Source organism: Bacillus sp. AK031, assembly GCF_053903065.1.
Map to the genome: position 1 here is coordinate 110,181 of NZ_CP096424.1, position 25,667 is coordinate 135,847.

Genomic DNA, 25,667 nt, shown 5'->3' on the forward strand with positions numbered 1-25,667 from the left:
TTGGTGGAGCGGTTCCTGATTATGTGTGCCAATAGAAAGTTTTTATAGAAAGCAGGTGATACTTTGAAAAAATCGATTGTGATCGTGTTAATCTCGATGCTGCTGCTGGCAGCCTGTGGTACCAGTTCGGGAGGCGGGTCCATTTTTAAAGAAGGAGTAGTCGAGTTTATCAATAATAATTATACCTTTTCAGATACCGTGGCAAGTGCGGCCGAAAACAGCAATTATTCAGAAATTTACATAGCGGAGAATCAATCGATTGATGATGTAGCGCAAGCCATCCAGGATCATCAGGAACCGGTGAGGATCAGTGACAAAAAGGACAATAAGCAAGTGCTTGTGTATGATCAGCTGTTTGTCATCTTAACAGAGGATGAACAGAATGCCTCCAATACCATGATTGAAGTTGCCAATGACCAGTTTGTGCGGAATAATTACAGCCCGGATTTCTTTGACGGCCTGCTGCTTCTATGGGTGTTGGATGAAGTGCTTGATGTGGATGACTGGGGCAAAAAGCAAAGATTGAAATGCAGAAACAATCCTGAATTGTGTTACAGAGGATACAGCTATTCAGGGGGAACTTTTAAAGGATATAACAAATCGCCTGTCCGTGGTGGTTCGTCGTCTGTAAGAGGCGGGGGCCCGGGTGCCGGCAAATAGGGAAATCAGAAGGGAGAATAGATTATGGAACCATTTATTTTGACACTTTTATACTTCGCTGTTGCGATTGTCATCGTGGTATTCGGCCTGTTTATTTTTGAATTGCTCACTCGTAAATATAAGGACTGGGATGAGGTCTTGAAAGGGAATAATGCGGTGGCGCTGTCTATCAGCGGAAAGATCATCGGCATCTGCATCATCCTGGCGTTTTCGATTTACCACAGCTCGGCACTCACAGATACACTGATTTGGGGTGTGTTCGGTGTGATTCTGCAAATGGTTGCTTATCTGCTGTTTGAATTGATCACACGAAAGTTTTCTGTCGAAGAACAGCTGCATAAAGGAAATATCGCGGTCGGAATCATTACATTTGCGGTGTCAGTGGGCTTGGCCTTTGTCATTGGTGCATCCATTACATAAGCATATCAGTACAATATGATTTCAGCCTGATTCTCAAAAGGGGATTTTTCAGTGGCAAATGACGGTATTAAGAAAACAAAAGCGATTTATTGGGCTTCAGGGATTGTCTCGATTTGCGGGATTATCTTTGAAGTCCTGTTTGGTGCCGTCGGCTCTTATATTTTAGGAGACGGCGTGAAGCAATATACCCTGACCATTTCTCTTTTCCTGACCGGTATGGGAATAGGGGCCTCGGTCAGTGAGAAAGTGACGAAGAACCTCATTCTCTCCTTCATCTGGATTGAACTGCTCATCGGTTTAATTGGAGGGTTATCGGTATTCACTCTTTTCGGTGTAACCGCCTTTTTCAGTGAGGGGACGGATGCCTTTTTCCTGTATGCGGTGACGGCGATTATCGGGGCGTTAACGGGTGTTGAGCTGCCAATCCTGATTAGAAAAGCCAATGAAATCGGTGAAACGCTTAACCGGAGTACAGCCCGGGTGCTTTTTTCAGATTATGCCGGCGGTCTGATCGGAGGACTGCTGTTCGTTTATTTATTAAGGCCCCAGTTAGGACTGGTAAAAACCGCCTTTGTGGTGGCGCTGGTCAATGTGGTGGTTGCTCTTTGGCTCATCTACTATTTCAAAGATGAAATTTCCTCCCTGAAAAAACATGCTGCAGCTGGAATAGCAGTGTTCATTTTCCTGTTTTCAGGTATTTTTTGGGGAGAAGAAATGGCCTTTTCATTTGAGCAGAAGCTATACAGAGATCCAATTGTACATTCAGAAAATACCAACTATCAGCAGATCATCTTAACGAAAGAACAAGGGGATTTGCGGATGTATCTCGACGGCCAGCTGCAGTTCAGCTCATCTGATGAATACAGGTACCATGAAACGCTCGTCCATCCAACCATGGCTGCGGCTAAAAGAAAGGAAAATGTCCTGATATTGGGCGGCGGAGATGGACTTGCTATCAGGGAACTTCGAAAGTACGATGAGATCAAAAACATCACTCTTGTCGATCTCGATCCCAAAGTGGTCGAGCTGGCCCGGGAGAATCCCTCCATTTCAGTACTGAATGAACACGCATTTGAAGATGAGAGGGTGGAAGTGATCAACCAGGATGCTTTTAATTTCATGGAGACATCGAAGGAGCTTTATGACGTCATCTTAGTCGATCTTCCTGATCCTAATAACGAATCTTTAAATAAGCTGTATACATTGGAGTTTTATCAGCTTCTGCGCAATCATCTGCCTCCAGGAGGAGCAATCATGGTGCAAAGTACAAGCCCGACCTTCGCAACCGAGGTTTATTGGACCATTGATAAAACAATCGGAGCAGCGGGCCTGAAGACGGAAAACCTCCATGTGGACGTACCGAGTTTTGGCGATTGGGGGTTTGTGCTGGCAACACGTGAAGAGGTATCCCTTTCCGGCCTTTCAGTTAATGTGGAGACAAAATTTTTAACCGATAGAGTCCTGAAAAGCTTGGGCACTTTCGGGAAGGATATTGATTCATCCATTAAAACGGAGAATGGCAGTGAAACGAACCTGGAGATCAACACATTGATCAATCCGATCCTGATCCAGAAATATGAAAAAGCATGGTCAACGTATTAGGCATGAGTGCCTAATACGTTTTTTTTGCCCGTAAAACAGGATATTGTAATAAGAATATGTCAAAACAGATAAGAACTCTTTCCTGTATATGGAATCATGTTTAGATAAATTATTGAATATAGTTGTGATAAGAGGAAGATAATCTACATTAAAAGGTGTGTTGGTATTGGAATTGGACAGCCATTTGCAGCAAATCACAAGCACATTACAAGCAAGAGCAAATAGCAGCGTTAATGTGATTCTCGCAAAACACTTTCCTGGAAAACGGATTGCCGGAGGGAAATACAGTATGTCGGCCCACACGATCACCATGTATATTGACGAAATCAAAAAACAGTGCCAAATGCTGTTTTCGACTCTGGATCATTTTTATGAATATTTTACCGTCGTGTTCGCACATGAGCTTGGACATGCAGAAGACAAGGAACTGGAAGAGCTAGTGGACCAAATGGACGTATCGACTGACTTCGAACGAAAAAAAATTGCCTTGCAAATAGAAGAAAATGCCTGGTGCTTCGCCAGAGATCTTATCCCGGAAATCGATAAGAATTTTACGAATGAAATCATCCATGAATCCCTGCTTTTCTACCGCGACCAGGTGAAAACCGAAACCGTCTCTGTACCGGCCTGCATAATTCCTTGATACTCTCTTCATACTATTACTGTAAGAAACCAAAGGAGAGATGAACATGGGACGAACAAAGTCAGGAAACGCAAACGCTCAGCGTAATGATAACCAGAAAAAAGGAAATCGGACGAGTTCAGAAATGGTTGAATTCACGACAGGCGACGTGAAGAAGAAAAAGAACCGTTTTCAAGATTGATGAAAAGGGCATCTCCCGTGGAGGTGCCCTTTTTGTATGGGTGAATGTTTGTCGAGATTTGGCGGATGGCCGATAAATCATCGGTTTTCGCCGATAAATGAGCTGAAAGCGCCGATAAAATTCAAATAGCGCCGATAAACATCATAAAACCGCCGATAAATGTGCTGTTTCCGCCGATAAAGCCCATGCTTCTTTCCGCGTGAATTCAAAGGGTGGCGTTATACGATAGGAATCCGGGGATAAACGACTTTACAGAGCTGATATTCGAAGCGCGCCGGCCGATATAGGTATCCATCCTTCGCGGGGTACTAATAATCCAACTTCTTCAACGGCTTCTTCGCTGGTCCTTCCAGCACTTCGCCGTCGTAAGAGAAGCGCGAACCGTGGCATGGGCAGTCCCAGGTGCGTTCACCTTTATTCCAGTGCACTTCGCAGCCCATATGGGTACAAGTAGTATCGACAATATGGAGGTTGCCTTGGTCATCTTTGTAGCCTCCGCCTTTCTGACCATTTACGGAGACGTGTGCTCCTTCGCCATTCTTTAACTCATTCGGGGATTTGGAAGCAGGTGTCAGTTTCCCTTTGATTAAATGTTTGGCGACATCGCCGTTTTGCTGCAGGAAGTGCTTTAGGCTCGGATCTGCGACAAATCGGGAGGGGTTGAAGATTTCTTCATAAGGGCTCGCCTTTTTGATGACCAGGTCGGATAGGATCATGCCGGCTGCGGTCCCTGACGTCATCCCCCATTTTTTAAAGCCGGTTGCGACAAAGATATTTTTATGGCCAGCCGTAAGCTGTCCGATGTAAGGCACTTTGTCGACGGTAATCAAATCCTGGGCAGACCAGCGGTAAGGGATTTCCTCGATGCCAAGCACATCTTCACCAAATTGCTGAAGAGCTTCATAATGCTTGGTTGTTTCTTTTCCCTGCCCGGTCTTATGGTTTTCTCCCCCGATCAGAACCATTTTTTCTCCGTTGATCTTAACTTGCCTCAGTGAACGTGTGGTGCTTTCTGCATTCAAGTACATCCCGCCTGGAAACGGTTTTTTCGGTTTGGCAGCCAGAATATAAGAGCGGTCTGCATACATCTTGGCAAAATAAAATCCTTTTCCATCAAAAAACGGAAAGTGGGAGCAGATCAGAACGGAGCTGCAGTATACTTTTGGGCCATTGCGGGTGACAACAACAGGTGTGCTTTGATCTTCAATATCGACGGCTGTAGTATCTTCATAAATGGTTCCGCCGTTCTTGGTGAACTCATCTACTAATTTTTTGAAGTACTTTAAGGGATGGAAGTGAGCTTGTTTTTTCAAGATTACTGCTGACTTGATGTCAATATCGACAGGAATTTCCTCGGTCAATTCGCCATCGATGCCAAGCTTGCTGTAGGCGGTAAATTCTTTTCTGACCTTTTGATCGTACTTTTCGGTCGTCGCATAGACATAAGCGTCTTCCTCAGTCAATTCACAATCAATCTGCAGATCTGTGACATTCTTTTTTATGTACTGAAGAGCGTCATCATTTGCCTGGTAATAGCTTTTGGTGAGGTCTACGCCAAAGTGCTGAATAAGTTCATCATAGATCAGGCCGTGCTGAGCAGTGATTTTCGCCGTTGTATGGCCGGTTGTCCCATTTAAAATCTTGCCTGCATCGAGGATGGCAACTTTCTTCCCCTGTTTCACAAGCTCATAGCCTGCGGTAATTCCGGCAATTCCTGCACCGACAATTGCAATATCCACTTCGGTATCCTGCTCAAGGGCAGGGTAGCTGTCAAAACTAACGGACTCCCGCCAGTAAGGTTCCGGTGGAAAATTTAAACTGTTTTTTGTATCCTCTGATGGCATCGTAATCCTCCTAAATTCTACTGATGATACTATATTTACCAGTTGATGGAGAATTATTCCGCGTGACAGTCACTACCCGAGATATGTCGATTCGTGACAGGGTTCGACATATTCCGGGGCGTGCCTGTCACGAAGAAAAAAGACCCTGCTTCAAAAGCAGAGTCCGCTATCTTGAATTATATTAATTTCTCTGCAGCCTGCACGGTTTGTTTCAACAGCATGGAGATGGTGACAGGGCCGACGCCGCCGGGAACCGGAGTGATGGCATCTGCTTTGTCAAGGCATTCTTCGTAGGCGACATCGCCGACATTGCCTTTGTTATAGCCTGCGTCAAGGATCATTGCGCCGTCTTTGATCCAGGAGCCTTTGACGAAGTTCGGTTTGCCGACTGCGGCTACAACGATATCAGCCTGCCTTACGATTTCTTCAAGGTTTTCTGTATAGGAATGGCAAGTTGTCACGGTTGCATTTCGGTTCAGAAGCATCATGGAAACTGGTTTCCCAAGAATGGGGCTTCTGCCGATGACGACTGCATGCTTTCCTGTAATCGGAAGCTCGTAGTGGTCCATGATGGCGAGAATGGCAGCTGGTGTGCAGGATGGGTAAGCGCCGAAACCGAGTGATGTCTGGCCGAATCCCAAAGAAGTGACGCCGTCTACGTCTTTTTCGATAGCGATCGCTTCAAAAGCTGCCCGTTCATCTATTTGGGAGGGAACAGGGTGCTGAAGGAGAATTCCATGAACACCCTTATCCTCATTCAATGATTGAATCGTCTTTAATAATTCTTCAGTCGTCGTGTCATTCGGCAGGTGGATCCTCTTTGAAAGGATACCTAGTCGTTCACACGCATTTCCTTTCATTTTTACATAAGTAGCTGAAGACGGATCATCCCCAACAAGGATTGTTGCAAGACAAGGCGTTATTCCATTTTCTATTAGTTTCTCCACTCTTGGTTTCAAGTTATCCTTAATGCTGGCCGCGACACAATTACCATCCAGAATCAACTTTTCTTTCACTGACATTACATTCCCTCCTGGTATATGAATTTCAATTAAAGGATCAAAAAGAAAAGAGACTGACCCACAGCCCATACTTCTCCCTAAAGAAGATGGTTCTGCAAATCAGCCTCAGCCCAGGCGAACGGCTTTATAGCTATAAAAAAGCAGCTCCCTTGTGGTTATTTCCACAGTTTTCGCCAGTCACTGCTTTTGTCGATTTAGTTGTTGTGTTCAGTATAACACGAATATAAAATAAATTTCTACCCTTAATGTTCGTTTTTATTATCAAAATAGCAAAGCTGGCAGCTATATACCTGTTTTAGCCGAGAAAAACTCTCCATTCATTCCCCTTCAGCCAAAAGTCGTAGAAAAACCTCCTCCCAATTAGCGACTGCCTTCTCTCTCCAATACCCGATTAGTTATGAAAGCCTTCTCAATATAATGAGAGTAACAACAAAACGAAAGGGGATTTTACAATGAGTAAAGATCAAGTGGTTATGATAACAGGAGCTTCGAAAGGATTGGGCAGGGAGTTGGCCCTTGCGTTTGCGAAACAAGGGGCTAAGCTTGCTGTCTGTGCCCGAGGAGAAGAAAAGCTGAAGGAAGTCCAGCGTGATCTTGAGAGAACCGGAGCCGAGGTACTGGCCGTGACTGCTGATGCTGCAAGTGCAAAAGACGTTGATCGGTTCGTTTCTATCGCAGAAGGTGTCTACGGAAAAATTGACGTATTGATTAACAATGCTTCTGTTTTTGGGAAAGGTCCTTGTCTTCTTCTTGATTATAGCAACGAGGAATTTGAGGAAGTCATGAGGGTCAATACAATGAATCCGCTGTTGATGACGAAACGGGTCCTTCCGGGTATGTTATCCCGCAATAAAGGTTCGATCATCAATCTTACCTCTGAGGCAGGGAAGACCGGATTTGCCGAGTGGGGTGCATACGGTATCAGCAAGTTTGCAGTCGAAGGCATGACACAGACTTGGGCAGATGAAGTCAGTGACACAGGAGTACGCATCAATATGGTTGACCCGGGAGAGATGGATACGGAAATGCATGATAGGGCGGTTCCCGGTTGTGACTATGACCTTGCCCAGCCTTCTGAAGTTATCGATGTATTCCTGTACCTTGCTTCTGACGAATCGGCCGGCATCAATGGAGAGAGGTTTGAGGCGCAGAACTTCAACTTAAGTGAGGAGGCAATCTGATGGCAGCGATTCAAAACCAATTCGTAATTCCACAAAGACTCAATGCCAAAGTTCCTGCTGAATGGAGAGGGAAAGGAAGGGGTGACGTCAGATTGATGGTCATGGAGGGGGAAGAGGTTCACCATGAACGCTTCTCCTCGCTTCCAGGTTTTCTGGAAGCGGGAGACCTTCTCGTCTTTAATAACAGCCGTACAATTCCAGCTGTTTTAAAGGCAAGTGCAGGCAGCCGAAAAGTGGAAGTGAGATTATCAAGGCAGTTGGATGACAGCAGCTGGGATGCCCTCATATGGGGAGGGTTATTTTCGGCAGGTGATGAGCTGGCACTGGAAAACGGAGTAGTGGCCACCGTGACGGGAAAAGGGAGCGAAATGCCATTGGTCAGACTGGCCTTTTCCATTAGCGGAGTGGAACTGATGGATTTCATCTACAGTAATGGGGAGCCGGTCCGGTATGAGTATATTGAATCCGACTGGCCTCTTGATGCTTTTCAGACTGCTTATGCTTCGGTTCCGGGCTCAGTGGAGATGGCATCGGCCGGCAGGGCCTTTTCCTGGAAAATGTTTGAGAAGTTGAAGGAGAAAGGTGTGGGGATTGCCTTTGTGACCCTTCACACCGGATTGAGCTACTACGGAAATGACCGCTGGCCGAATCCGCATAACCATCCTGAACAATTTCATATTCCGGCTGAAACGGCAAAGCTGATCAATTCTGTCCGGGCAGGAAAAGGGAGAGTCATTGCCGTAGGGACGACTGTCGTCAGGGCATTGGAAACCGTTGCGGATGAAAACGGCTTTCTTTCAGGGGCAGAAGGGATTACCAATCTCTATATCCAAAAGGAACATAAGCTGAAGTCGGTCGACGGCCTTGTAACGGGTCTTCACGAGCCTGAAGCGACACATCTTGAAATGCTGACTGCTTTTGCTTCTGAACACCATTTATTCCAGGCCTATAGGCAAGCCTTGAAAAAGGGGTATCTGTGGCATGAGTTCGGGGACATGAATCTCATTTTGGCTGAAAGGGCAGAGTCATGAAGTGGCATCATGCAGGCATCGAGACAGGGAATCTGGAGGTGTCTGCAGCCTTTTATAAAGAGGTCTTTCTTTTTGAAGCCCAAAGCTGCTTCAAGCTTGGTGAAGAGCGGATTATATTCATGAAAAGGGGAGAGGTTACCATTGAATTAATCCAAAGTGAAGGGGATTCCGTACCTTCCTCTCTTCATTTTGCCTGGGAAGTGGATGATCTTTCTGCCTGGGTGGAACGACTGGAAGAATACGGTATGAAACCGGTGGAGGGTCCATATAGTTTAGATAGCGGGTTGACTGTCATTTTTTACAAAGGGGCTGATGGAGAAGTGATCGAGCTGGTTTCGCGGCAATGAGGTGTTTATTAAACTGCTATTCTATGATAAAGTAATCCGGTGACAATTTAAAAAAATTAGGATGGGATATTATGAACAGAGAGTACGGATTACGCTGGTCGTTTTTCACCATCGGTTTATTGGTGTTGGCATTCGGGATTACTTTAACCATTAAAGGGAAAGACCTCGGAATCGGGCCATGGGATGTATTCCACTATGGATTGTTCCTGAAATTCGGATTGACGATCGGGACATGGTCGATCATTGCCGGTTTGCTGCTGTTGCTCGTGACAGGGCTGGCAACGAAAACCTTCCCTAAAATAGGGGCTTTCCTCAATATGCTGCTGATTGGTTTATTCATAGATTTTTTCAATTTCATTATTCCGGACGCATCTTCCATTGCTGTCCAGAGCATCTTGTTTGCAGCCGGTACGATTATCATCGGTTACGGCATTGGCCTGTATGTATCTGCCGACTTTGGTGCAGGTCCGCGTGACAGCTTGATGCTGCTGATTGTAGAAAAGACGGGCTGGAAGATTCAATGGGTCCGTAACGGAATCGAAGTGACGGTGTTTTTGCTCGGCTGGATGCTCGGAGGGCCAGTCGGACTCGGGACGATCGTCATTGCCTTCTTCCTCGGTTCGGTGGTCGGTTTTGCACTGCCGCAATGCCAGCGTTTACTGAAATCGCTGATTGACAGGGGAGCCAATGCTGAAACGGTTTCTACGAAAATATAATATTGACTTTAAGGGCACTTCACTTGGTGAGGTGTCTTTTTTGATTGCTGAATTCTTACCGTTGCTTGGTGAACCGGTTTTAAATTTGAAAAGTAAGAGGTAAATGGTAAAAAAATGAACTTAAAGACCATCTGCATGAGGAAATCTTGGGATAGATGGAGGATAAACTGGATATAAAGACCATGTGTTGCGAAAAAAATAGAAGTAGCTGGTAAAAAACCTATGTTTAAAGGCCATCTGCAGCAGGCAATCCCAGGACAGATGGAGGATAAACAGGATATAAAGACCAGGTGTTGTGAAAAAAAGAAAGGTAAATGGTAAATAAACTGGAATTAAAGGCAATCTGCAGCAGAAAATCTCGTGATGGATGGTGAATAACCTATTATAAAGATTAAACTAGAAGGGAAAACGGATTCCTGTGCAGAAGGAAGTACTAAATCATTTTATGGAGGAAGAGGATGGAGAAAATTTCTCAGCTTTTCGATTATCATGCCTGGGCAACGGACAAATTGCTTGTATATCCAGCAGCATATTTGAGGCAGATCCGGTCATGAAGGAGTTAATCGGTGAATGCAAGGTTTGCCGCAAGCCGCTTTACTGCCTAGATGGCTTTTTCAATGGAATCCATGAGGCGGAAACAGGTAAGGTGGTCTGTTTTCAATGTGAAGAAAATCAACAAAAGGAGACTGAAGAATGAACTATTCTGATAAGCTGATAGCCTTTTTTAAAGAGCAAAGAAATGAAGAAAATGCTACCCCCATGGAAGCCTATATGCGCAATCAATTTGATTTTCTTGGAATCAGGACCCCGAAACGGAAAATGTTATTGGCCGTATTTCTGAAAGAGAATGGGAAACCGTCCTTGGATGAGCTGCCGGAGATGGCCAGGGCATTGTGGAAACAGCCGGAGCGCGAATTCCAGTACATAGCCCTTGCTTTATTAGATAAAGAAAGAAGGAAGCTAGAGCCGGAACACCTTTCCCTTTTAGAAGAACTGATCGTCTCGAAATCATGGTGGGATACGATTGATACGATTGCATCGCGGCTGGCGGGGTTCGTCATCAAAAAATATCCTGATCAGGGAGAGGAATATCTGGAACGATGGATTGCTTCCGATAATTTCTGGCTGAACCGCACGGCGATTCTCCACCAGTTGAGTTATAAGCAAGATACGGATAAAGAAAAATTGTTTTCATATATAAAACAGCACAACAGTTCAAAGGAATTTTTCATTGAAAAAGCGATCGGCTGGGCACTGCGTGAATACTCCAAAACCGCGCCGGAGAGTGTGGTCAGTTTTATAGAAAACGAAGAATTGAGACCGTTAAGCAGGCGGGAAGGGTTGAAGTATGTAAAGAAGAAAGAGGCTTCGAACTAAATGACAACCTCTAAATTTTCCGCTGGGCATTCACCCAACAGGATCTCCTGCATAAGATAGAATGTGTTCTCCTATTTTTTAGCTAAAGGAGTGTTTGCAGTGAGCGGAAAAGTTCTTAATTATTATGCCGGAGGAAATACAGCCCGGGGTTTTCATAGTTTATATGCGTCCAACCTGCAGGGGCTGGAACGCTTATTCATTTTGAAAGGCGGACCGGGGACAGGGAAGTCATCTTTGATGAAGACGATCGGGGCCTACTGGAACAGGGAAGGCTATGATATCGAGTATCTGCATTGTTCTTCAGACAATGAGAGCATCGATGGATTGATCATTCCGTCTTTGAAGGCGGGTATCGTTGACGGGACAGCGCCGCATGTGATCGAGCCGAATGTTCCGGGAGTGGTGGAGGAATACATCAACCTTGGGTCTGCCTGGGATTCGAATATCCTCAGGGGCCATAAAGAAGAGATTACTGCTTTGACATCGGACATTTCAACCGCCTTCCAAACGGCGTACAACACGTATGCGGAAGCGTTGAAAATCCATGATGAATGGGAAAGAATCTATATCGATAATATGAGCTTCGAAAAATGTGACCAGCTGACAGCCGAGCTGATGGAAAAATTCTATTCTCATATATACTTAAACAAGCAGGCGGAAGTGCGCCACCGCTTCCTTGGCGCTGCCACTCCAAAAGGGCCGAGGGATTTCATCGGCAACCTGACGGAGGATCTGCCAAGGCGGTATTTCATCAAAGGGCGTCCGGGTACCGGAAAGTCGACGATGCTGAAAAAACTCGCCAAGGCAGCAGAGGACCGGGGGCTGGACGTCGAGATCTACCATTGCGGGTTTGACCCGAACAGCCTCGACATGGTCATTGTGCGGGAACTTGGATTTGCCATCTTTGACAGCACGGCTCCGCATGAATATTTTCCGGAGAGAGACGGCGATGAAATTGTTGATGTATATGAAAGAGCGGTCACACCGGGGACGGATGAAAAATATGCCGAATCGATTAAGGACATCAGTAAAAGGTACGGAGATAAAATGAAAGAAGCAACAGCGTACCTTGCTAAGGCCAAGGCCTTGCATGATGACCTGGAAGCGTATTATATCAGTGCAATGAACTTCGATGCAGTTGAAGAACTGAAGAATAATATCCAAGCAGAACTGGCGGATTTATCAAGAAAATAAGAGTTGAGGGTGAAGGTTTTAGTGCTTTCATCCTTTTTTCATTTTGGCCGTTATTCCGCCTCTCGTTCATGGTATAGTGGGTAACATGGGGAAACACTAGTACAAAGGGAGAGCAAAAGGGGGAAAACAGCATGAATTGGAACGATTGTATTGAGCGTCATAATACGCATTCCGTCAAGTGGTCTTTTTCAGATGAAGAAATTATTCCGATGTGTATCGCTGATATGGATTTTAAAGTATCGCCTGCCATTACGGAGGCTATGAAAGAAAAAGCAAAGCATGGCATCTACGGTTATACCACCTTCAGTGAGCGATATTTTCAATCCATCATGTCATGGTGGGAGAAGCGCCATGGACTTCAAGTAAAAAAAGAATGGATTTCGTTCAGCCCGGGGATCATCCCCGGCATCAACATCTTGCTGGGATTGCTGACAGAAGCGGGTGACTCTGTGATTGTGCAGGATCCCGTGTATTATCCATTTTATAGTACGATTGAAAATCATGGCTGCCAGGTGTTGAAAAATACACTTACATATAAAGACGGTAAATATGAAATGAATTTTGAAGACCTGGAAGAAAAAGCGAAGGATCCGAAGACAAAGGTTCTTATCCTATGCAGTCCGCATAATCCTGTGGGAAGGGTTTGGACAAGCGGAGAACTTGAGAGGGTATCCGCGATCTGCCTCAAGCATGATGTGTGGATCGTTTCGGATGAAATGCATGGTGATTTAGTGTTCGAAGGCCATGTCCATAAGCCCTTGTTTCATATCAATGAATCTATAAAAGAAAAGAGCATCATCTGTGCCGCGCCGAGCAAAACCTTCAATATTGCAGGCTTGCAGACGTCGATCCTCATGATCCCGAATAAGGAGCTTCGTGAAAAATATGAGCACAAACTGGCAGGGTTTGGTTTGATGAGACCGAATGCCTTCGGGGTCGAAGGGACGATTGCCGCTTATGAACAGGGAGAACCCTGGCTGGATGATCTGATGATGTATTTGGAAGAGAACCGCCAATATGCCCTGAATTATTTAAGAGAAAACATTCCTGCGGTAAAACCGGTCCAACCGGAAGCGACCCATCTGATCTGGCTTGATTGTTCGGAGCTTGGCCTTGAAAACGAAGAGTTGTTTGAATTCTTCCTCGTCGAAGCGAAAATCAAGTTTGATGAAGGGTACAAGTTCGGCAAGTGCGGGAATCAGTTTGTCAGGATGAACATCGCTTGTCCGAGAGAGCGCCTGACAATGGCATTAAGAAGGATGGATGAAGCCATTTTGCGGAAACGCGTCAGGGAAGCGAAGAGTACTGTTTGATTTGTAAGAGACCGCTGATATTAAGCGGTCTTTTTATTTGGTCCTTATCTGATGTCCGATTCAGGCGGCAGCTTTACTTGGGGGTTGAATGAGTCCGTGGTACTGCAGTAACGTTTTGACGAGCGTCGATTTCTTATTCCTTTGATTCCACGGTGGTATAGAAGCTCTATGGTGCCATCAAATCCTTATTTGTGGAAATTCACGGTGCCATAGAGGCTCAATGGCACCGTCAAATTCTTATTTCTGGAAATTCACGGTGCCATAGAGGCTCAATGCTGCCGCCAAATCCTTATTTGTGGAAATTCACGTATCCATAGAAGCTCAATGACGTCATCAAATCCTTATTTCTGGAAATTCACGTCGCTATAGAAGCTCAATGCCGTCGTCAAATCCTTATTTCTGGAAATTCACGGTGCCATAGAGGCTCTATGACGTCATCAAATCCTTATTTCTGGCAATTCACGTCGCCATAGAAGCCCAATGGCGCCGTCAAATCCATATTTGTGGCAATTCACGGTGCCATAGAGGCTCTATGACGTCGCCAAATCCTTATTTGTGGAAATTCACGTATCCATAGAAGCTCAATGGCGCCGTCAAACCCTTATTTCTGGCAATTCACGTCGCTATAGAAGCTCAATGGCGTCGTCAAATCCTTATTTCTGGCAATTCACGGTGCCATAGAGGCTCTATGACGTCATCAAATCCTTATTTCTGGCAATTCACGTCGCCATAGAAGCCCAATGGCACCGTCAAATTCTTATTTCTGGCAATTCACGGTGCCATAGAGGCTCAATGCTGCCGCCAAATCCTTATTTGTGGAAATTCACGTATCCATAGAAGCTCAATGACGTCATCAAATCCTTATTTCTGGAAATTCACGTCGCTATAGAAGCTCAATGCCGTCGTCAAATCCTTATTTGTGGAAATTCACGGTGCCATAGAAGCCCAATGGCGCCGTCAAATCCTTATTTCTGGCAATGCACGTCGCCATAGAAACTCTATGACGCCCTCGAATTCTTATTTCTGCAAATCCAGGTCCTTCTAAGAAGCTCTTCTCTTAATAAACAACAATACAGACATAAAAAAACCTAACAAAACCGGCTGCCCATCAAGGCAGCCGGTTTCGTTTTAAGCCCGTTTCTGCATTTCCAGCAAGACCTGCTGATAAGCCTTCGCTTCGCTTGCCATCCCTTTTTCCTGATAAAGCCTGGACAGCCATTTGACGGGCTGGGGATCGTTCGGGCGGAGTTCCATGTCCCAGCTGAAACAGTCGATTGCGCGGTCGAGGACGTTAAATTGGTAGTAAAACTCACCTAACTGCGACTGGTGGTTCGGGTCATCTATAAGCGAGTTCATCTTTTTGATTTTTTCGGCAATCGGCAATGAAATGTTTTGAGCTTGCAATGGAGAGAACCAATCGGCAATGAAAGGGATGTCGTGACCTTTCAGAAGAGATATGACACATGACCGCAGGATTTTATCCAGCTTGGATGGCTGCTGCTGTAGAACGGAAATGATCAAACTGTTCAGTTTTTCAAGCGGAATCGATGTTTGCTGCCACTGGATGCCTTCAAAAAGGGCGGAGAGGATGTTTTCGTCAAGTGCACTCGTGCTGTCTGGTGACTCCACCACCAATGTCAGGGCTTTTTCATACTCATTCGATTCAATCAGGTCTTGAAGCAGCTGATGAAGGATTTTTTTATTATCAGGAATATTCTTGGCCAGAGAGTACATTAATTCCCTTTTATCGTCTGGTTGGAAGTGACTGTCTACCCACATGGTCAGGGGCTGGAGTGTTTCTTGGCTTGGGTTTTGTTGAACAGCTTCACTCATAAGGGCGGTGATGGTAAGTGTATTGTTTCGTTGGAGCAGCATTTGTTGCAGGGTTTCCCTGTTTTTATGCTCATGTCTGTTTTTCCACAGCTCCGAAGCGGCATACAGAGGGTCTTTTTCGAGCAGCTTCTGTGGTTCTTGTTCGTATAACTTTTCATAAGGGAGAAAGTTCAAGTCAGCAGATGTTTGTTTGACCCATGAGTTGCCGGGTGATGTTTCAGCAAGTATTTGTAATAGTTTGTAGGCATGCAGGAATTGTCCACTGCGGCGGTATTGGTAATAATGATTTCGGATCAGGCGGAATAGCTTGTCGTGAGAAAGGAAGGAATCAAGGGCTCGGAAGATAAAAGCCGTTTCCTGTAAGGACATAGTGTTCTGCAGTTTTTTATGAAGCTCGTTAAAGCCGGCCACTTTTAACGGCGAGTTCTTTTCTATCAACTTGTCTGCCAGCGGGTGCGGGCATAAAAAAACAATTCCCTCTTTGAAAGCCTGTTCGATAAACGAGTTCCGTTTAAGCTTCAAGGCTTTTTTACAAGTCAGGAATTGTTCTTTATAGAAAAATAAATAATGTTGTTCTCGCTCGGGGCTCACTGTTTCAATGAACGCCATGTCTCTGTAGAATGCGATTCTCTGCGGGGGAAAGTTCCCGTACTCCATCAAGGCTTTTTTAGTGGACATGCGTACCGCCTCCTTTTGACTAAAGTATATCACACTTTCCTGGTGACAGGCACGGACCGGAATTTGCTGAGACAGCAATTTGAGTATTCTGCCCTGTTTTTAGCAATACTAGTTGGAAAAGAAAGTCTGCAGATAGAGGGTGAAATCATTGTCATTACAGCTGATTGAAGCATATATTCCCAAAAAACATTTTGAGAAGGTGGATGAAAAACTCAGGAAGTTTGACGCGACTTCCTATGTTGTCCGCGACCATTCCAAGGAGAAATGCCTGGTCAGGATGATCGTCAGAACAACCGAGTCTGAAAATATTCTCAACTATTTGGAAAGCATCATTAATGTTGTAGAAGGATTTGAAGCAACTCTATTTCCTGTGCAAAGCCACATCAGGCGGAGGACAGAAGCAGAAATCGAGGCGGATAAGGAAGACGCTGAGGAAACCAGGAGGTCCATTCAGCGGGCAAGCAGGCATGAACTGTATGTGAAGATCGAGTCGATGAGCAGCATCCATTTAAACTATGTTCTGTTTGTCATTCTCTCATCGATTGTGGTGACGATTGGCATCATCAAGAACAGTTCAGCCATCGTGATCGGCGGAATGGTCATCGCGCCATTGCTGGGACCTGTCATCTCACTAGCATTCGGCTCTATCCTCGGAGACTATAAACTGGTGAAGCATGCCTTGTTCAGTGTATTGGCAGGAGTCGGCATTTCCCTTGTCATCGCCATCATCGCAGGGGTCATCCTTCCAGTTCCGGTCGAAAGCGAGGAATTTCTTTCAAGGATGAAGGTCGACTATATGGATGGAATTCTGGCCCTTGCTTCAGGTGCGGCAGGGGCACTGTCGATTTTAAGAGGTTCCCCCAGTGCCCTTGTCGGTGTCATGGTCGCGGTCGCCCTCCTGCCGCCGACAATCGTCTTCGGCGTCACGATCGGGGCAGCGCTGTGGGAGCATGTGCTGCCTTCCATGCTGCTTCTGTCGGTCAATATCAACAGTATCCTTCTATCGGCTGTAGTCGTATTCACTTTGTCGGGGATCCGGCCGATCAAGTATGATGAAATCCAGCGGGCGAATAACTCAAGGAAGTTTGCCTTGATATTTGTCAGCGTGATCCTACTGGTGCTATTGGTAACCATCTTTTATAACAACCATGCCTATTCCTACTAATATTTATCGAAAAAAGAAAAATACTAGAGAGGAAAAGCAGCGTGAGTCAACGCAATAACTTTGTCCATCACACACAAACATGTTAAAATGAATGAGTATGAAATGAATGTGAAAGACCTTTTAAATATTGAATTTACTGTGCATTCCACATGTACAATTGTATGTTAAGCGTTTACAAGTTCTCACTATACATATGGAGGGATTGGATAATATGACGAGCAAAAAATTAGATCAGTTTTTAAATGAAAACCTTGATGATTTAAAAGGCCGCGGCCTGTATAACGAGATCGATCCTGTTGAAGGTGCTAACGGACCGATTATTAAAATCGGCGGAAGAGATCTTATCAACCTTTCGTCCAATAACTATCTTGGACTGGCGACAGATGAAAGATTAAAAGAAGAAGCGATCAAAGCGGTTAAGGAATATGGTGTCGGAGCAGGTGCTGTCCGTACAATCAACGGTACACTTGATATCCATTTGGAGCTTGAGAAGAAAATCGCCGAATTCAAAGGAACAGAAGCAGCCATTGCCTATCAGTCAGGCTTTAACTGTAACATGGCCGCAATTTCAGCTGTTATGAACAAGCATGATGCGATTCTTTCCGATGAACTGAACCATGCTTCCATCATTGACGGCTGCCGCCTTTCCCGGGCAAAAGTCATCCGCTTCAACCACTCTGATATGGAAGACCTGAGAGCAAAAGCGAAAGAAGCTGTTGAATCTGGGCAATACAATAAAGTGATGGTCATCACGGATGGGGTATTCTCCATGGACGGAGATGTGGCGAAGCTTCCGGAAATCGTCGAAATCGCTGAAGAATTCGATATCATGACCTATGTAGATGATGCGCATGGATCGGGTGTACTTGGAAAAGGATCCGGTACGGTAAAACACTTCGGCTTGTCTGACCGGGTTGACTTCCAAATCGGAACGCTTTCCAAAGCAATCGGTGTTATCGGCGGTTATGTAGCCGGTAAACAAAACCTGATCGACTGGCTGAAAGTAGCATCAAGACCATTCTTGTTCTCCACAGCCTTGACTCCGGCTGATGTAGCGGCAACGACAAAAGCGCTCGAACTTATCCTAAACAGCACAGAGCTGCAGGATAAAATGTGGGAAAACAGCAACTATCTGAAAGAAGGCTTGAAGAAGCTCGGCTTCGATATCGGGCACAGTGAAACACCGATCACACCTTGTATTATTGGTGATGAAAAAACAACACAGCAGTTCAGCAAGCGCCTGAACGAAGAAGGCGTTTATGCAAAATCAATCGTCTTCCCGACAGTGCCACGCGGAACAGGACGTGTAAGAAACATGCCGACAGCAGCACACACGAAAGAAATGCTAGACAACGCAATTGAGATCTATGAAAAAGTCGGAAAAGAAATGAATTTGATCTAAAACTGATTGATCCGGGTGGCCACTGGACTGGTTTCACCCGGTTATTACATAAGAAAATAGACAGCATGATGGCAGAAATAGGAGGTTGCAATAGATGAAAAAGATTTTAGTAACAGGTGCTCTTGGGCAAATCGGTTCTGAACTGGTAATCAAGATGCGCGGAATTTATGGCACTGACAATGTAATCGCAACGGACATTCGTGAAACAGACAGTGAAGTCGTGACAGGAGGTCCATTCGAAATCCTGGACGTAACGAACCCTGCGAAGTTTAACGAACTGGTGAAAAATCATGAAGTGGACACCATCATTCACTTGGCTGCTCTTTTATCAGCAACAGCTGAAGCGAAACCGCTGCTTGCCTGGAACCTGAATATGGGCGGCCTTGTCAATGCGCTTGAAGCAGCGCGCGAATACAACTGTAAGTTCTTCACGCCAAGCTCCATCGGTGCATTCGGACCAATTACGCCTAAGGATCGAACGCCTCAGGATACCATCCAGCGCCCGACGACTATGTATGGAGTCAACAAAGTATCTGGTGAACTGCTTTGTGACTACTACTTCACTAAATTCGGCGTCGATACGCGCGGCTTGCGTTTCCCTGGATTGATTTCCTACGCAACACCACCAGGCGGCGGAACGACTGATTATGCAGTGGATATTTACTATAAAGCGATTGAAAATGGTTCGTACACTTCCTACATCGACAAGGGCACATACATGGACATGATGTATATGCCTGACGCGTTAAATGCGATCATCGATTTAATGGAAGCAGATCCGGCAAAGCTGAAGCACAGAAATTCCTTCAACGTGACCGCGATGAGCATCGAGCCGGAAATGGTGGCGGCAGAAATCCGCAAGCATATTCCTGATTTCGAATTGAATTATGATGTTGATCCGGTAAGGCAGGGAATTGCTGAAAGCTGGCCAAACTCCATCGACGCCTCAGCTGCTTCGGAAGAGTGGGGCTTCAAGGCGGAGTATGATCTTGCGCGCATGACAGAAGATATGTTAGAAAAATTGAAAAAATAATGGTTTTTAGGAAAAGCGGGTGCTGATGCGCCTGCTTTTTTTTGGTGAAAAATTTCTATAAATTGTGAAATGCTCATAAAAATCAAATTACGCTCATAAAACGAAAATAATGCTCATAAAAGTAAAATCCCGCTCATATATCTCGAAAAATGCTCATAAAATATAGATTGGGCTCATAAATTGAAACTTCGGCTCAAAAGGGCGGATTTACAAGCTCATACGATTTTAGAAAAAAATGCATCTGGAAATATCCATATAATTACTAAACAACGTGATTTATGCTCCGAACAAAAAAACCGCAACCGATAAAGGATGCGGGTTTTTCTCTAATTCTACTAAAATACCAAATGTCCGATAATAACGATAATCGGCAGTGTAATCAACGTTCTCTCCAAAAAGATGATTGCCAGGTCTTTAAAATCAACCGGAATCTTGGATCCTAGCAGCAAGCCGCCGACTTCGGACAAGTAAATAAGCTGTGTAACGGATAAACTTGCAATGACAAAGCGTGTCAATTCACTTTCAATTCCAGAGCCGAAGATGGCAGGCAGGAACATATCTGCAAAACCAACGAGAATGCTTTTGGAAGCCTCTGCCGCTTCGGGTACTTGCAAGAGTTCAAGAATAGGAATGAACGGCATTCCGATCCATTCGAACACACGCGTATTTTCAGCAATGATCAAGGCCGTTGTACCAATCGCCATGACGATCGGCGCCACACCAAGCCACATATCGAGTACATTTTTAAAACCGTCTGTAAAGAATTTGCCGAAGCTGTTATTCCTTCCAGCCTGAACAAGAGCCTGCTCAAAGCCATAGCTGAGACGGGAATGTCCCTTTGGAATGACCTCCATCGTGTCCTTTCCTTCCTGATCCTTGTAATATGTGTCAGGCTTGCGGGAAAGCGGCGGGATACGCGGCATGATTAGAGCAGCGACAATTCCCGATAATACGACTGCACCATAGAAAGGAAGGAAGTAATCACCTAAACCGACTTCCGAAATGACGACAAGGCTGAAGGTAATGGAAACAACAGAGAATGTCGTCCCGATGATGGCCGCTTCTTTTTTCGTATAATAACCATCTTCATATTGTTTGTTTGTCAGGAGAACTCCGATTGTCCCGTCTCCCAGCCAGGATGCCAGACAGTCAATGGAAGAACGCCCGGGCAGACCGAAAAGCGGGCGCATTACTTTTGTCAGGATAGCCCCCAGCAATTCGAGCAATCCAAAGTTAAGCAGGAGCGGCAGGAACAGCCCTGCAAACAAGAACACAGAGAACAGGATGGTCAATAGTCCATCCACACTTAACAGCAAGCCGCCGGTCGCATCAGACCAGACCCATTCCGGACCAAGCTTAAACAGTGTCATCACAGCGAAGATTCCGCCCAAAAGACGGATGAATAACCATAACAGGTTGACTGCGAATAAATTATTTAAGAAAGCATTTTTTATAATAAAATCAGGCTTTAGAAACTTGGCTGCAAGAGAACCGAGAACGGTCACGATAATCAACCCAGTCATGATCGCCGGTACGAATGCACCGATGTACTCTTGCACAAATCCTGATAAGACCGCAATCGGGATGGTGATCCCATCTTCTTGCGGAATCGGGATCATAAACAGGAATATACCTAAAAGGGAAGGGAGCAGGAATAGAAGAACATTTCCCGTATTTACTTCTGATTTTGTCTTAAATTGTCCATTGTCCATGCGACATCACCTCAAAAACGTAATAAAATACATAGTAATTCATAAATATTCAACTGTCCAGACTTTCTTTTTAATAAACAAGCAACTTAGCAAGCAAGCGTTGCTGTCCCTCCTTTTCCCCTTTCTTAATAAATAGAAACAGGTCCATTCATATTCAAAATTTTACAACAATTCATCTGTTTTCGACAAGAGCCTTCCGCTTCACTTATTTGGGTTAAATTATCAAATTTGCTGAAAAAATCAAACATTTTAACGAAAAAAGGTTTAACTATAGTTCAAAAGTGGTATATAGCCAACCATGTCAGAAATAGTAGGTGAGTTTTATGGAATCGATTGTCGATCTCTCGGATGACCAGGTAATCGAAATTTATAACCGGTCAATTGAAGAAAGAGTAGTGAGAGAATTCATAGAAATGGTCAGGCAGGAATTAAACAGGCGCGGCCTGTTGTCGGCATAGAAAAAAGTAAAATGACATAACAAATGAAGGACGAAATCGCTTTTGATTTCGTCCTCTTCTGATTGATGAAGAAGGTTTGGGTTCATTTTGAATATGGATTCTTAGAATTGAAAGTAAAGTAACAGGAGTGTTATTAAAAGGGAATGAAAAGATTTCCTTTCTCTTTTATTATAGAGTAGAACTGCAAACTTAGATTAATTGGAGTCGTACACCTGGAGCGGAAATTATAGCACTATTTTCGGGGGCTTCTTTTTTCATTGAGATAAGTCTTAAGGGAATGGGGAGAATAAGTGAAAGCCTTTCTTTACAATAAATTAGCATTAAGGTGTTAAAATGCCTTTAGGCAGACAGGATGCTGTCTCATCCAGCGGATTATATTCCGTATGAAACCAACCCCGTTTAGAAAGAAGGTTATACAAAATGATTACAATCATCGCCAGTGACATGGACGGTACTTTGTTAAATGGAAAACAGGAAATAAGTGAAGCAAACAGAAAGGCCTTGCTGGACGCTCAAGCCAAAGGAGTGCAAGTGGTTGTCGCGACAGGAAGATCCTATGAAGAAGCAAGATATGTCCTGGAAGAGGCGGGAATTTCATGCCCGATTATCTGTGTAAATGGCGCAGAAGTCAGGAACGAAGAGGGAAAAGTGGTCAAGAGTGCAGCTATTCATGAAGAGAAAGCCCTTGAAGTCATGCGAATACTAAAGGACATGGGAATCTATTTTGAACTGTATACCACTCAAGGTACTTATACAGAAGATTACGAGAGAGGGATCCAGTCCATCGTCGATATTTTTAAAACAGCCAATCCGGAAACGTCGGAACAGGCCATCCGGGATGCTGCCCAGGAGCGCTTTGAAAAAGGCCATATAAAAGTAGTGGACGATTACAGTGCAGCTTTTACAAATGGCAATGCCGTCTATAAATTTTTAGTCTTTTCCTTTGATGATGAATTACTGAAAAAGGCAAAGGAAAGCCTGGAAAGATCCGGCGGGCTGGCGATCAGCGCATCCGGGAGGGAAAACCTTGAAGTGACGAGTGAAGACGCTCAAAAAGGAATCGCCTTAAAGAATCTTATTGCAGAAAAAGGGCTGGCCCCTGAAAACGCCATGGCAGTCGGAGATAACCTTAATGACCTTTCGATGATGAAGGTAGTCGGGAGACCAGTAGCCATGGGCAATGCGGCAGAAGAAATCAGGTCATTTTGCACATATAGCACAACAAGCAATGAGGAAGACGGGGTAGCCCGAGCTATTTATGAAGCACTGGAGAACAAGTCAGAAGTTGTTGATTAAACCCCTGATTAAGGGTACATAATGAATAGGGCATACACCTCCTTACATAAAAGGGAGGTGTTTTTAAGTACGGAGTAACTAAGAGTAAAAGGGAAGGAGAACTATTTGATGAAAAAGCTGACCGTGTTATTATTTGTTTTGGTTCTAATGGCATCCTGTTCAAGCCAGCCTTCTGATCCTGAGACACAAGAAACAGCAGGCAGAGGAAATCTCAATGTGGAAGTACTGGAAGAAAACCTGGACGTACCGTGGTCCATCAATAAAGTCGACGGGGATTTTTATATTTCGGAGCGTACAGGTGGAATTGTGAAAGTAACAGATGGAGAAAAGACAAGGATGAAAGTGAATCTGCAGAGACCTTTGGCGCAGGTCCCGGAAGCTGGTTTGCTTGGCTTTGTTCTGCATCCGGACTTCCCGGAAACACCCTCAGCTTTTGCCTACTATACGTATCAAAACAGTCCCGCTCCCCATAATCGCATCGTCGTTTTAAACCTCGAAGGAGAAGCATGGGAGGAAGGGGAAACACTGCTTGATAACATCCCAAGCGGACAATACCATCATGGCGGCAGACTGGAGATCGGTCCCGATGAAAAACTATATATCACGACAGGCGATGCCACGAAACAGGAAATTGCCCAGGATTTGAATTCCTTGGGAGGAAAGATTCTCAGAATGAATCTTGATGGTACAATCCCGGCAGACAATCCATTTGAAGGTTCATATGTATACAGCTTCGGCCACCGCAACCCTCAAGGTATGGCATGGAACGGAAGCGGAAGTTTGTACAGTACCGAACATGGCCCTTCCGGTTATGATGAAGTCAATTTGATCAAGGCAGGAAACAACTATGGATGGCCGCTCATAAAAGGAGATGAAAGCAGGGAAGGCTTGCAGCAGCCTGTTGTCCATTCCGGAGAGGTATCATGGGCGCCCTCAGGTGCAGATTTTTATGAAAATGACCTTTACTTTGCGGCACTTAGAGGACAGGGAGTAAAAAGACTGTCACTGGAGAATGAGCAAGTGGAGGAGGTTCTATCAGGATACGGGCGGATAAGAGACGTTTACATTGAAGGCGGCAACCTTTATTTTGTCAGCAACAATACGGATGGCAGAGGAAACCCGGCAGAAGATGATGATAAGCTATATAGGGTTTCCATTCCTGAGCTGAACAGCGGCCGTAGTGACGAGTAAGGACCCGAAGGTGAATAAATATACTGTTGCTCTAAAGGGAAAGGACACCTGTGTGTGCCCTTTTCCTTTATTTTATAGCTTCTTTTTCGACCCGGTCCATGAATTCCTGCACAACCTTGTTGTTATTTTTATCTCCCCCGAGCTTTAACATGGCCCTGCCGACAAAATTCTTGCCTTTATTGGTTCCTTCGTAAATGAAATTCGTGCTTGTTTCGTCAATTTTTTCAAGAGTGAAAGAGAGGTCGATTTCAAATGCTTTAGCAATAACGAAACCGATCCGTTTATGTTTTCGGCTCTCGACGATATAAGTTTCTGTTCTTTTGCCTTCCTGGTATTTCTGCTCATATTTAGAGCCTACTACCCCTTCTGCTTCGTATACAGGTTTATTTTCTATGACTTTCGGCATGATTCTTGGCATATTTTCTTCTGAGAATAAAGTCCAGACTTTTTCAATGTTTGCTGGGATGGCCTTTTCTTCTTTCCAATGGATCATTGGTTTTGCTCCTTTCCAGATTCAATAAATTCGTCGATTTCAGCCAGTTTTTGCTGAAGTGTTTCGATTTCCTGTTGTATATTTTTCTTTTTCAACTCCAGTAACTCCTCCAGGTTGAAAAAGGATTGGTCGTTCATGACATCCTGCATTTCCTGGATTGTCAGTCCAAAGTTTCTTAGCTTAACGAGAAGAACAGCCAGGAAATAAGACCCGTCATCATAGTATCGGTAGTTGTTCTTCGGGTTAATGTAAGCAGGCTCCAAAAGCTTGATTTCAGCATAATAGCGCAAAGTCTCTTTACTCAAGCCCGTGATTTCGGCAAATTCACTGATTTTGTACATAACTCCCCTCCGGTACTTTTATCATAAACTATGGGGTGCACCACACAGTCAAAACTTTTTTGGAATATCTCTTAGTCTAGAGTAGTATATTTCAAAAAAGCATCAACTACAGATGAAAACAGCCCCAAAATATTTCTGAATGCTTTGTTAGTTAACGGTATAATCCAGTTTAACAATTCTACAAACCGAAAATAAAATCAATCTAGTTTTAGAGAAAAAACAGGTTGATTGGAGCGGAAATCAGCAGAAAACTTTTTTCAAAAAAAGTATTGACACTTTGAAAATGGCGTTGTAAAGTGATAATCAAGTTTTACAAAAAACAGAATAATTTTCCATACTTCTTATCAAGAGAGGCAGAGGGACTGGCCCTGTGAAGCCTCGGCAGCGGACTCCATTGCGAGTACCGTGCCAAATCCAGCAAGCAATGCTTGAGAGATGAGAAGAGGACGGATTACATAATCATGCCCTCTTCGCTTTCAAGAAGAGGGTTTTTATTTTGTTGAAGCAGTTTTACAGGGAAGGGAGAGGAAGAGC

General features: G+C 44.6%; 25 protein-coding genes and 2 riboswitches. Of the genes, 19 read left to right on the plus strand and 6 right to left on the minus strand.

Annotated elements, in window-relative coordinates; genetic code table 11:
- Positions 1-63: 63 nt before the first annotated feature.
- From M1E09_RS00520 to M1E09_RS00540, 5 genes are all read left to right on the plus strand, one after another.
- The gene (locus tag M1E09_RS00520; RefSeq protein ID WP_456272961.1) at positions 64-660 is read left to right on the plus strand and encodes a DUF4247 domain-containing protein; all 597 of its coding nucleotides are present in this window, start codon (positions 64-66) and stop codon (positions 658-660) included.
- Between the two features lie 24 nt (positions 661-684).
- Positions 685-1,080, plus strand: a complete 396-nt coding sequence (locus tag M1E09_RS00525) for a DUF350 domain-containing protein (RefSeq protein WP_456272962.1) — start codon at positions 685-687, stop codon at positions 1,078-1,080.
- A 51-nt stretch (positions 1,081-1,131) separates the two neighbouring features.
- Complete coding sequence (locus M1E09_RS00530) at positions 1,132-2,682, plus strand: polyamine aminopropyltransferase (protein WP_456272963.1); 1,551 nt, start codon at positions 1,132-1,134, stop codon at positions 2,680-2,682.
- A gap of 157 nt (positions 2,683-2,839) precedes the next feature.
- Complete coding sequence (locus M1E09_RS00535; protein ID WP_456272964.1) at positions 2,840-3,325, plus strand: hypothetical protein; 486 nt, start codon at positions 2,840-2,842, stop codon at positions 3,323-3,325.
- 46 nt (positions 3,326-3,371) lie between these two features.
- Complete coding sequence (locus M1E09_RS00540) at positions 3,372-3,506, plus strand: hypothetical protein (RefSeq protein WP_456272965.1); 135 nt, start codon at positions 3,372-3,374, stop codon at positions 3,504-3,506.
- Between the two features lie 308 nt (positions 3,507-3,814).
- Here the strand turns inward: M1E09_RS00540 and M1E09_RS00545 are convergent, their stop codons facing one another.
- Together M1E09_RS00545 and M1E09_RS00550 are read right to left on the minus strand one after the other, a co-directional pair.
- Entirely contained in the window at positions 3,815-5,350 is a 1,536-nt protein-coding gene (locus M1E09_RS00545; RefSeq protein ID WP_456272966.1) for an FAD-dependent oxidoreductase, read from the minus strand.
- Between the two features lie 176 nt (positions 5,351-5,526).
- Positions 5,527-6,372, minus strand: coding sequence for a bifunctional 5,10-methylenetetrahydrofolate dehydrogenase/5,10-methenyltetrahydrofolate cyclohydrolase (locus M1E09_RS00550; protein ID WP_456272967.1), 846 nt, complete (start codon positions 6,370-6,372; stop codon positions 5,527-5,529).
- A gap of 101 nt (positions 6,373-6,473) precedes the next feature.
- A riboswitch (ZMP/ZTP riboswitch) is annotated at positions 6,474-6,563 on the minus strand.
- Between the two features lie 261 nt (positions 6,564-6,824).
- On the opposite strand from M1E09_RS00550, the gene M1E09_RS00555 reads away from it, so the two are divergent.
- The 8 genes from M1E09_RS00555 (at position 6,825) to M1E09_RS00590 (ending at position 13,531) form a co-directional block, all read left to right on the plus strand.
- Positions 6,825-7,553, plus strand: a complete 729-nt coding sequence (locus M1E09_RS00555) for an SDR family NAD(P)-dependent oxidoreductase (RefSeq protein WP_456272968.1) — start codon at positions 6,825-6,827, stop codon at positions 7,551-7,553.
- Entirely contained in the window at positions 7,553-8,584 is a 1,032-nt protein-coding gene (locus M1E09_RS00560) for an S-adenosylmethionine:tRNA ribosyltransferase-isomerase (protein WP_456272969.1), read from the plus strand. Before M1E09_RS00555 ends, M1E09_RS00560 begins: the two co-directional genes overlap by 1 nt.
- A complete protein-coding gene (locus tag M1E09_RS00565; protein WP_456272970.1) occupies positions 8,581-8,931 on the plus strand; it encodes a VOC family protein in 351 nt (116 codons plus the stop codon). Before M1E09_RS00560 ends, M1E09_RS00565 begins: the two co-directional genes overlap by 4 nt.
- Positions 8,932-9,002: 71 nt before the next feature.
- Positions 9,003-9,647: a YczE/YyaS/YitT family protein gene (locus tag M1E09_RS00570; RefSeq protein ID WP_456272971.1), complete on the plus strand. Its 645-nt coding sequence runs from the start codon at positions 9,003-9,005 to the stop codon at positions 9,645-9,647.
- 418 nt (positions 9,648-10,065) lie between these two features.
- Positions 10,066-10,344, plus strand: a complete 279-nt coding sequence (locus M1E09_RS00575) for a hypothetical protein (protein WP_456272972.1) — start codon at positions 10,066-10,068, stop codon at positions 10,342-10,344.
- Positions 10,341-11,024 (plus strand): DNA alkylation repair protein, encoded by a 684-nt coding sequence (locus M1E09_RS00580; protein WP_456272973.1) that lies wholly within the window; start codon positions 10,341-10,343, stop codon positions 11,022-11,024. Before M1E09_RS00575 ends, M1E09_RS00580 begins: the two co-directional genes overlap by 4 nt.
- A 99-nt stretch (positions 11,025-11,123) precedes the next feature.
- Positions 11,124-12,218, plus strand: a complete 1,095-nt coding sequence (locus tag M1E09_RS00585) for a PRK06851 family protein (protein WP_456272974.1) — start codon at positions 11,124-11,126, stop codon at positions 12,216-12,218.
- A 131-nt stretch (positions 12,219-12,349) separates the two neighbouring features.
- Positions 12,350-13,531, plus strand: coding sequence for a MalY/PatB family protein (locus M1E09_RS00590; protein WP_456272975.1), 1,182 nt, complete (start codon positions 12,350-12,352; stop codon positions 13,529-13,531).
- Between the two features lie 1,128 nt (positions 13,532-14,659).
- Here M1E09_RS00590 and M1E09_RS00595 read toward each other — a convergent pair.
- Complete coding sequence (locus M1E09_RS00595; protein ID WP_456272976.1) at positions 14,660-16,042, minus strand: tetratricopeptide repeat protein; 1,383 nt, start codon at positions 16,040-16,042, stop codon at positions 14,660-14,662.
- A 148-nt stretch (positions 16,043-16,190) separates the two neighbouring features.
- Here M1E09_RS00595 and M1E09_RS00600 point away from each other — a divergent pair, with 148 nt between their 5' ends.
- From M1E09_RS00600 to M1E09_RS00610, 3 genes are all read left to right on the plus strand, one after another.
- Positions 16,191-17,207 (plus strand): TIGR00341 family protein, encoded by a 1,017-nt coding sequence (locus M1E09_RS00600; protein ID WP_456272977.1) that lies wholly within the window; start codon positions 16,191-16,193, stop codon positions 17,205-17,207.
- A gap of 211 nt (positions 17,208-17,418) precedes the next feature.
- Positions 17,419-18,609 (plus strand): glycine C-acetyltransferase, encoded by a 1,191-nt coding sequence (locus M1E09_RS00605; protein ID WP_456272978.1) that lies wholly within the window; start codon positions 17,419-17,421, stop codon positions 18,607-18,609.
- A gap of 94 nt (positions 18,610-18,703) precedes the next feature.
- Positions 18,704-19,642, plus strand: coding sequence for an L-threonine 3-dehydrogenase (locus tag M1E09_RS00610; RefSeq protein WP_456272979.1), 939 nt, complete (start codon positions 18,704-18,706; stop codon positions 19,640-19,642).
- 335 nt (positions 19,643-19,977) lie between these two features.
- Here the strand turns inward: M1E09_RS00610 and M1E09_RS00615 are convergent, their stop codons facing one another.
- On the minus strand, positions 19,978-21,354 hold the full coding sequence (locus M1E09_RS00615; RefSeq protein ID WP_456272980.1) for a YjiH family protein: 1,377 nt from the start codon (positions 21,352-21,354) through the stop codon (positions 19,978-19,980).
- Between the two features lie 323 nt (positions 21,355-21,677).
- Here M1E09_RS00615 and sda point away from each other — a divergent pair, with 323 nt between their 5' ends.
- The 3 genes from sda to M1E09_RS00630 all read left to right on the plus strand — a co-directional run bounded on the left by sda (position 21,678) and on the right by M1E09_RS00630 (position 24,299).
- Complete coding sequence (gene sda / locus M1E09_RS00620; RefSeq protein ID WP_456272981.1) at positions 21,678-21,812, plus strand: sporulation histidine kinase inhibitor Sda; 135 nt, start codon at positions 21,678-21,680, stop codon at positions 21,810-21,812.
- A gap of 420 nt (positions 21,813-22,232) precedes the next feature.
- Positions 22,233-23,108 (plus strand): Cof-type HAD-IIB family hydrolase, encoded by an 876-nt coding sequence (locus M1E09_RS00625; RefSeq protein WP_456272982.1) that lies wholly within the window; start codon positions 22,233-22,235, stop codon positions 23,106-23,108.
- 108 nt (positions 23,109-23,216) lie between these two features.
- A complete protein-coding gene (locus M1E09_RS00630; RefSeq protein ID WP_456272983.1) occupies positions 23,217-24,299 on the plus strand; it encodes a PQQ-dependent sugar dehydrogenase in 1,083 nt (360 codons plus the stop codon).
- Positions 24,300-24,366: 67 nt separating this feature from the next.
- Here the strand turns inward: M1E09_RS00630 and M1E09_RS00635 are convergent, their stop codons facing one another.
- Entirely contained in the window at positions 24,367-24,792 is a 426-nt protein-coding gene (locus M1E09_RS00635; RefSeq protein ID WP_456272984.1) for an SRPBCC family protein, read from the minus strand.
- Positions 24,789-25,133, minus strand: coding sequence for a MerR family transcriptional regulator (locus M1E09_RS00640; protein WP_456272985.1), 345 nt, complete (start codon positions 25,131-25,133; stop codon positions 24,789-24,791). The genes M1E09_RS00635 and M1E09_RS00640 overlap by 4 nt, the downstream gene beginning before the upstream one ends.
- Positions 25,134-25,471: 338 nt before the next feature.
- A riboswitch (SAM riboswitch) is annotated at positions 25,472-25,575 on the plus strand.
- Positions 25,576-25,667 lie beyond the last annotated feature (92 nt).

What these genes read in the sequence shown, in the direction of transcription:
- M1E09_RS00560 (WP_456272969.1), top strand. Translation starts at nt 7,553, where the DNA reads ATGGCAGCGATTCAAAACCAATTCGTAATTCCACAAAGACTCAATGCC.
- M1E09_RS00565 (WP_456272970.1), top strand. Translation starts at nt 8,581, where the DNA reads ATGAAGTGGCATCATGCAGGCATCGAGACAGGGAATCTGGAGGTGTCT.
- M1E09_RS00615 (WP_456272980.1), bottom strand. Translation starts at nt 21,354, where the DNA reads ATGGACAATGGACAATTTAAGACAAAATCAGAAGTAAATACGGGAAAT.
- M1E09_RS00610 (WP_456272979.1), top strand. Translation starts at nt 18,704, where the DNA reads ATGAAAAAGATTTTAGTAACAGGTGCTCTTGGGCAAATCGGTTCTGAA.
- M1E09_RS00555 (WP_456272968.1), top strand. Translation starts at nt 6,825, where the DNA reads ATGAGTAAAGATCAAGTGGTTATGATAACAGGAGCTTCGAAAGGATTG.
- M1E09_RS00625 (WP_456272982.1), top strand. Translation starts at nt 22,233, where the DNA reads ATGATTACAATCATCGCCAGTGACATGGACGGTACTTTGTTAAATGGA.
- M1E09_RS00590 (WP_456272975.1), top strand. Translation starts at nt 12,350, where the DNA reads ATGAATTGGAACGATTGTATTGAGCGTCATAATACGCATTCCGTCAAG.
- M1E09_RS00540 (WP_456272965.1), top strand. Translation starts at nt 3,372, where the DNA reads ATGGGACGAACAAAGTCAGGAAACGCAAACGCTCAGCGTAATGATAAC.
- M1E09_RS00545 (WP_456272966.1), bottom strand. Translation starts at nt 5,350, where the DNA reads ATGCCATCAGAGGATACAAAAAACAGTTTAAATTTTCCACCGGAACCT.
- M1E09_RS00570 (WP_456272971.1), top strand. Translation starts at nt 9,003, where the DNA reads ATGAACAGAGAGTACGGATTACGCTGGTCGTTTTTCACCATCGGTTTA.
- M1E09_RS00640 (WP_456272985.1), bottom strand. Translation starts at nt 25,133, where the DNA reads ATGTACAAAATCAGTGAATTTGCCGAAATCACGGGCTTGAGTAAAGAG.
- sda (WP_456272981.1), top strand. Translation starts at nt 21,678, where the DNA reads ATGGAATCGATTGTCGATCTCTCGGATGACCAGGTAATCGAAATTTAT.
- M1E09_RS00550 (WP_456272967.1), bottom strand. Translation starts at nt 6,372, where the DNA reads ATGTCAGTGAAAGAAAAGTTGATTCTGGATGGTAATTGTGTCGCGGCC.
- M1E09_RS00635 (WP_456272984.1), bottom strand. Translation starts at nt 24,792, where the DNA reads ATGATCCATTGGAAAGAAGAAAAGGCCATCCCAGCAAACATTGAAAAA.
- M1E09_RS00525 (WP_456272962.1), top strand. Translation starts at nt 685, where the DNA reads ATGGAACCATTTATTTTGACACTTTTATACTTCGCTGTTGCGATTGTC.
- M1E09_RS00595 (WP_456272976.1), bottom strand. Translation starts at nt 16,042, where the DNA reads ATGTCCACTAAAAAAGCCTTGATGGAGTACGGGAACTTTCCCCCGCAG.
- M1E09_RS00580 (WP_456272973.1), top strand. Translation starts at nt 10,341, where the DNA reads ATGAACTATTCTGATAAGCTGATAGCCTTTTTTAAAGAGCAAAGAAAT.
- M1E09_RS00630 (WP_456272983.1), top strand. Translation starts at nt 23,217, where the DNA reads ATGAAAAAGCTGACCGTGTTATTATTTGTTTTGGTTCTAATGGCATCC.
- M1E09_RS00605 (WP_456272978.1), top strand. Translation starts at nt 17,419, where the DNA reads ATGACGAGCAAAAAATTAGATCAGTTTTTAAATGAAAACCTTGATGAT.